At 46.7% G+C, this 1,807-nt stretch carries 1 protein-coding gene; it reads left to right on the top strand.

What is annotated here, in order from left to right:
• On the top strand, positions 1 to 1,402 hold a 1,402-nt coding region (locus tag KDK16_RS04515), incomplete at its 5' end, for a WD40 repeat domain-containing protein (RefSeq protein WP_257274882.1).
• Between the last annotated feature and the right edge of the window lie 405 nt (positions 1,403 to 1,807).

The following is a 1,807-nucleotide window of genomic DNA, read 5'->3' as shown; positions in this document are numbered from 1 at the left end:
CGATGCTGTCAAAGAAGATAAGGCTCTGGCAAAAGCATGGTATCGCCAGTTTCCTTCTCATCACCAGTATCAATTGAGAGCAACCATCATGACAAAAAATGAGAGTCAACTCCGTGATTGGTTGCAGTCATTTACGAATGATCAGGCGTTAGTCGATTCACTCACAAATCGCCAACAAAAGAGTATTTATTCACCTGCTCTGTTGTATTTCACCAAGACTAAGCTGATGTCTGATTGTGAAAAGTTTAATTTAGTTTCAAAATCCATCATTTACGAAAAAGCAATGATCAACTCAGCGGCCCTCAGTGCCGATGGCCACCATCTGGTAACCGCCAGTAAAGACAACAGAGCGAACATCTACGGCCATACCATGGATGGATCATGGGAATTAAAAGCCATCATTTCCCATAAAGATTCCGTCCTTTCATGCGCCTTCAGCACCGATAGCCTTCATGTGGTGACCACCAGCAGAGATGGCACTGCGAGAATATATGGCTTAGGGTGCGATGAATCATGGCAATTTAAAGCCAGTATTACCCACAATTTACCGATCATATCAGCCATCTTCAGCACCGATGGCCGCCATCTGTTGGCTAAGGATATGTTTGACTCTGAGCAAATCCATAGCCGGAAGGCCGATGAATCGTGGAAATTTACAGTCGCCTTCTCGTCATTTACTTTTGTTCAGCCAACCACCCTCAGCACCGATGGCTATCATGTGGTCACCTCCAGTTGTTATGACAAGGGAATAATCTACAGCTGCAAGATTGATGGATCACGGGAAAAGAAAGGTACCATTCCCGATTTTAGTCATGTCATTTCAGCGAGCCTAAGCTCCGATGGCCACCATTTAGTGACTGCGGACACGGATCACAGGGCGAGAATCTATGGCAAGGAGGCCGATGGATCATGGTTACGAAAAATCATCATTCAATCCAAGGATCGTATCCGCTCGGCCACCTTCAGCGCCGATAGCCACCATGTGTTGATTGCCAGCAAGGATGGCATGGTGAGAATCTACGGCCAGAAAAGCAAGGGATCATGGGAAAGAAAAGTCACTATTTATCATAAGCGCGGACTCCAATCAGCCACTTTCTGCCCACTCATAGTTGCCCATCAACTGCCAGAGTATGGCCAGGGCCAGATCCAGGACATGATCTCCACAGGGTTGACACAGGATTTCCTGATTTTGATTGAGCTCTTTACCCACCATGTTCAGCAGCAGCTTTTCGGCCATTTTATATTGGCCTATCTGCTCCCAGTGTCGGACCAGGGCCAGATCAATTTCATAATCTCCACAGGGCTGACAAAGGATTTCTTCACTGTTACCGGGGTGCTTGTGACTCATGTTCAGCAGCAGTTTTCCACAAAGTTCCAGCTTTTCCATGACCTGCCAGAGTAGGGCCAGATTCAGGTCAACCCCACGCTTTCCAGTGATCCTGCAAAGCCTTTCAATACTGTCAGTCTGATGCTTGTTACTCATGCTCAGCAGCAGTTTTTCAGCCTGCTCACTTTTTCCCATTAGCTGCCAGAGTCGTGTCAGTGCTATATCAATTTCATCATTTCCACTGGCCTTGCAAAGGAAATCCTCACCGTCACTGGCTTGTTTGTCACTGATGTCGAACAGTAATTTTTCAGCCCATTCATACAGGCCTCTCTCCTGTAAGAGCCTCATCAGGGTAATATTGACGACCTGGAGTCGTTTATGCAGTGTTTCTGCATTGCCAGGCCATTGATTCGACAGCAGCTTTCTGGTCAGCTCTTTTTTCATGTTCACCAAGAGTGTTTCAGTCATCTGGTGTTTGTC

The sequence above is a fragment of the Endozoicomonas sp. SESOKO4 genome, assembly GCF_024606275.1.
Note: the sequence above shows the minus strand (reverse complement) of the source record. Positions and strands in the feature narration are given on the sequence as shown.